6 protein-coding genes and 1 pseudogene are annotated in these 4,342 nt (G+C 65.9%); 4 read left to right on the forward strand and 3 right to left on the reverse strand.

From position 1 onward, the window contains the following. Together JHD07_RS33885 and JHD07_RS33890 are read right to left on the reverse strand one after the other, a co-directional pair. A pseudogene (locus tag JHD07_RS33885) lies at positions 1-182 on the reverse strand (hypothetical protein); the annotation flags it as partial. 159 nt (positions 183-341) lie between these two features. Further along, positions 342-626, reverse strand: a complete 285-nt coding sequence (locus JHD07_RS33890) for a hypothetical protein (RefSeq protein ID WP_291630079.1) — start codon at positions 624-626, stop codon at positions 342-344. A gap of 283 nt (positions 627-909) precedes the next feature. Between JHD07_RS33890 and JHD07_RS33895 the strand changes: the two genes are divergently transcribed. Next, a complete protein-coding gene (locus JHD07_RS33895; protein ID WP_291630081.1) occupies positions 910-1,359 on the forward strand; it encodes a hypothetical protein in 450 nt (149 codons plus the stop codon). 6 nt (positions 1,360-1,365) lie between these two features. Here JHD07_RS33895 and JHD07_RS33900 read toward each other — a convergent pair whose 3' ends face one another. After that, positions 1,366-2,208: a GNAT family N-acetyltransferase gene (locus JHD07_RS33900; protein WP_291630083.1), complete on the reverse strand. Its 843-nt coding sequence runs from the start codon at positions 2,206-2,208 to the stop codon at positions 1,366-1,368. 104 nt (positions 2,209-2,312) lie between these two features. On the opposite strand from JHD07_RS33900, the gene JHD07_RS33905 reads away from it, so the two are divergent. From JHD07_RS33905 to JHD07_RS33915, 3 genes are all read left to right on the forward strand, one after another. Then, complete coding sequence (locus JHD07_RS33905) at positions 2,313-3,017, forward strand: SDR family oxidoreductase (protein WP_291630089.1); 705 nt, start codon at positions 2,313-2,315, stop codon at positions 3,015-3,017. Between the two features lie 88 nt (positions 3,018-3,105). Beyond that, on the forward strand, positions 3,106-3,486 hold the full coding sequence (locus tag JHD07_RS33910; RefSeq protein WP_291630085.1) for a metalloregulator ArsR/SmtB family transcription factor: 381 nt from the start codon (positions 3,106-3,108) through the stop codon (positions 3,484-3,486). A gap of 2 nt (positions 3,487-3,488) precedes the next feature. After that, positions 3,489-3,980, forward strand: coding sequence for an SRPBCC family protein (locus tag JHD07_RS33915; RefSeq protein ID WP_291630087.1), 492 nt, complete (start codon positions 3,489-3,491; stop codon positions 3,978-3,980). Positions 3,981-4,342: the final 362 nt, after the last annotated feature.

Below are 4,342 nucleotides of genomic sequence, written 5' to 3' on the forward strand. Positions count from 1 at the left end.
GTGACGATCGCGATACGCCCCTCTTCCTTGGGCCGGGTTGCCGCAACACCTACGTAATTTCCGAAGTTCGGTAAAGCGGAATATTTGTAGCCGCGTGCGTTGACCCATGGCTTGGGTGTCTTGCCCGACGGGTAACGCGAGGTGTTGTGGCCGGGGCGGCCTGGGCCCTTGGATTTGTGCAAGGGAAGGCGCGCAGCGCGAACGAGATCTCGATCTGTGTCTGTCCTGAAAGCGGCATTTGCGCATGATGCTCAAGCGGCTGCGCAAGCAGCTAGGAAATCACTGACATGCAAAAGGCCCGCCGCTCCCCGAGAGGGCGGCGGGCCTTGTTGCTGGTGAGGTTACCAGCTGCGGTAACGGCCGGTCAGTGTGCCGTTGTTGTTACCGCCGGGGCCGACATCACCCTGCGTCGAGCTCGGCGTCGGATGGTTGGTGCCGTTGAGGGCGCCATAGGGGCCGACGGCGTCGGGATAATACGCGCCCGGCTGGACCGGCTCGTAGGCGGGCGCGCTGCGGTCCCAGCCGACGCGCGGGCCGTTCCAATCATAGCCCTGTGCCGACGCCGCGGTGGTGCCAACGATGAGGGCTGCCGTGATCGCGCCGATCAGTTTTGTCTTGTTCTGCATTTTGATGCTCCTTGCTGGTGTCGTAAGCCAACGGTTGCAGTGCGGTAGCGTTCCGGGCGCTCGGCGGCGCGCGATCAAACTCCGATCAACTGGTTATGAGGGACGATCCGCGGAACGAAGCCGTTGAAACCAGAACGGAATTCCGGGCGTTCTGCCGCACCCGGTTCCCTGGTAATCCCGTGCCTTAACCAACAATTAATAATACGTTTGCGGGTGGGTGAAGGCCCGGCCTAGCCTCTCGCGGGGAGCGTTGTTGCAAAGCCAAACGAGTGTGGTGCGTATCATGATTGCCAGATCACATGGGGCGGTGTTCGCCTCGCTCAGCGCTGCCGCGCTGCTCCTCAGCTCCAGTGCAAGCTTTGCCGGACCCGCCGTCGCCGCGGCGCCTGGTGCCGTTACCGCCGCGCCACCGCCGGCTGCGGCACGCGCGCCGATCGGCCCGGGGGCCCGGTTCCATCGCCGCAGCTCTCCCTGGGTCTATTGGCCCGGCGGCGGCGGCTTCTTCAACGACGGTGCGGGCTACAGCCAGCCCTTCGCCGATGTGAGCCAGTCGCTCTCCGCCGATCTGCGCTACACCTACACCTACGATGTGCCCTGGGACTGGACGCATCGCTATCCGCCGAACGTCGTGCCGTCGAACCGTCCCTATGTGCCGACCTGTCCGACCGAGCAGGTGACGGTGCCCGGCCGCGGCGGCAGCGAGCACACCGTCAACATCACGCGCTGCTACTGATCAGAGCTAGCCGAGTTCAAAGCTGGTCACGCCGAAAACGCGGTCGATGCGCAGCGGCGCCATCGGCCCCGTGTACATCCGCGCCGTCTCGAACACCGGCGCGAGGCCGAAGGATTGCGCCAGCGCAATCGCCTCGCCGTTGACGGCGGGAACGTCGAGGAAGATCTCTCCGCCGCCCGTGCTTCCCAGCAAGGCCTGCACGACCGCCTCGGCCGCCGCGCGGTCGTCGGCGACGAGCGGGCCGATCTTGTGGCCTGAGCGGCACGGCCGGATCACGCCCCATGCGGCCAGCCTGCCATCGCGCAGCATTGCGCGCCCGACGTGTCCGGATGTGTTGATCCAGGCGCGCAGGAAGGCGCTGCGGGCTGCGGGGAATACGGTGGCATCGTCGGCCTCGACGATGGTGAATGGGATCCGCTCGAGCGCGACAATGTCAGCCGGCGGCTTCGCCGGCGCGGCCACGACGCCGCCATGGCGGATATTGGCATAAGCGAACCGGAAGCCGGATTTCCTGTAGTTCTCCTGCTGCGCGACCACGCCGTCGAGCCCGATCACGCGACCGCCCGCATGCGCGATCGCCGCGTTCCAGATCCGCAGGCCATGGCCGCCGCCGCGAAAGCGCTCGCGCACGATGTAGAATCCGAGGAAGGCGAAGCGGTCGTCGTAATTGACGCAGGAGACGGTCGCGACCGGCGCGCCGTCGATCTCGCCGACGAAGAAACCCTGCGCGTCGGGAATCGCAAAGCATGCGGCATCTTCAAGGCCCGGATTCCAGCCCTCGGCTGCGGCCCAGTCGACGGCGAGTCCGATTTCGCCGGGGCCTAGATTGCGGATCTGCAGATCACTCATGGCCGATGCTCTCGACGGTGGACCGGCCGGCGCGTCCGGCGGTAGAAGGCTCACGACAGGCCAAGCCTGCGGCTCGCTTCAAACGATAGCACAGAGGACGATCGATCATGGCGGAGAAGGTTGCAGTGGTCACCGCGGGCGGCAGCGGCATGGGGGCGGGGGCCGCGCGGCGGCTCGCGGCGGACGGCTTTCGCGTCGCGATCCTGTCGTCCTCCGGCAAGGGCGAGGCGCTGGCTGCCGAGCTCGGCGGGTTCGGCGTCACCGGCTCCAACACGTCGAACGACGATCTCAAGCGCCTGGTCGACGCGGCGATGGCGAAGTGGGGGCGGATCGACGTGCTCGTCAACAGCGCAGGGCACGGGCCGCGTGCGCCGATCACCGAGATCACCGACGAGCAATGGCACACCGGCCTCGACACCTATCTGCTGAACGTGATCCGCCCGACGCGGCTGGTGACGCCGCTGATGCAGGCGCAGAAGGGCGGCGCCATCATCAACATCTCGACGGCATGGGCCTTCGAGCCGAGCGCGATGTTTCCGACCTCGGCCGTGTTCCGCGCAGGGCTCGCCGCCTTCACTAAGATATTCACCGACACCTACGCCGCCGACAACGTCCGCATGAACAACGTCCTGCCGGGCTGGATCGACAGCCTGCCGCAGCAGGACGCGCGCCGCGACGGCGTGCCGATGAAGCGCTACGGCACGGTCGAGGAGATTGCGGCTACGATCTCGTTCCTGGCCTCGGACGGCGCGGCCTACATCACCGGCCAGAACATCCGCGTCGACGGCGGGCTGACGCGCTCGGTCTGAGGCAGGGCGCCGCGGGCCAACGAAAAATACTTAGCCAATGAGCTAACGATTATTGACGGTGTGGCGCGACGCCCCTATAGTTAGCTGCATGGCTAACCAATCATCTCGCCTCGACCAGATTTTCGCAGCGCTCGCCGACCCCACGCGACGCGCGATCGTGATGCGGCTCTGTGACGGCGAGGCGTCGGTCGGCGAACTCGCCGATCCCTTCGACATGGCGCTGCCGAGCTTCATGAAGCACATCCATGTGCTGGAGACGAGCGGGCTCGTCCAGTCCGAGAAGTCGGGCCGCGTGCGCACCTGCCGCCTCGGCCCGGACGCGCTCCTCGGCGCAGAGGACTGGTTCCAGCAGCAGCGCGCGGTCTGGGAGGCGCGGCTCGACCGGTTCGAGGCCTATGTGATGAAGCTCAAGAAAGAAAGGGCCGGGACCAAGAGGCAGTCCCGCACAACCAAACGGAAAGGGTCCTGACGATGACGAGTTCCGCCAACCCCGCGCTGTCGCAATGGTCGCTCGACCGCGAGATCGTGATGTCGCGCGTGATCGACGCGCCGCGCGATCTGGTGTTCGAGGCGTGGTCCGATCCGAAGCATCTGCCGCAATGGTTCGGCCCGAAGGGATTCAAGATCGAGACCTTCGAGATCGACGTGCGGGTCGGCGGCGTCTGGCGCTTCAACATGATCGGGCCCGACGGCACGGTCTATCCGAACCGCATGCGCTTCCGCCGCATCGAGCGGCCGTCTCTGATGGAGATGGATCACGGCCTCGACCAGGACGACGATCCCGGCATGTTCCGCTTCACCGTCACCTTTGCCGAGCAGAGCAACGGCAAGACCGTGCTGATGATGCGGCAGCTGGCCCCCAGCACCGAGCAGCGCGACGGCATGATCGGCTTCGGCGCCGTCGAATATGGCTACCAGACGCTGGACAAGCTGGCGGCGTATGTGGCCGGACTCAAGGCGTGAGGGTCGCCATGAACAAGTAGCTGAACTTCGTCGCCTCCTTGCTCCGGTCAAGCTGTCGGGATCGGCATCGCGCGTCTCCGCCAAGCGTTTGATCACGGCAAGCGATTGCTGCTGTGCATGACGCATTCTTGATCTCGGGCGGCGGACCGGACACGAATGCGGCCCCGGCGGGACCCGCCAAGGCCGCTTTCACATGATCAGGAAATCGATCGCGCGAGGCGCGCGATCGAATCATGGTCAACGTCGCATCGTGCCGTCGGATCGTGGGGTGGTCTCGTTTCGCATGCCCGGAGGGCTGGAGGCGCCTTGTCCGCCGCGCTCCATATTTGAGTTACCTCCGCCGCCACCGCCCATACCGGAAC

This window comes from Bradyrhizobium sp. (genome assembly GCF_016462955.1).
Lineage (GTDB): Bacteria > Pseudomonadota > Alphaproteobacteria > Rhizobiales > Xanthobacteraceae > Bradyrhizobium.

Coding starts and splice junctions, on each gene's coding strand:
- JHD07_RS33890 (WP_291630079.1), bottom strand. CDS start 626: ATGCAGAACAAGACAAAACTGATCGGCGCGATCACGGCAGCCCTCATC.
- JHD07_RS33895 (WP_291630081.1), top strand. CDS start 910: ATGATTGCCAGATCACATGGGGCGGTGTTCGCCTCGCTCAGCGCTGCC.
- JHD07_RS33900 (WP_291630083.1), bottom strand. CDS start 2,208: ATGAGTGATCTGCAGATCCGCAATCTAGGCCCCGGCGAAATCGGACTC.
- JHD07_RS33910 (WP_291630085.1), top strand. CDS start 3,106: ATGGCTAACCAATCATCTCGCCTCGACCAGATTTTCGCAGCGCTCGCC.
- JHD07_RS33915 (WP_291630087.1), top strand. CDS start 3,489: ATGACGAGTTCCGCCAACCCCGCGCTGTCGCAATGGTCGCTCGACCGC.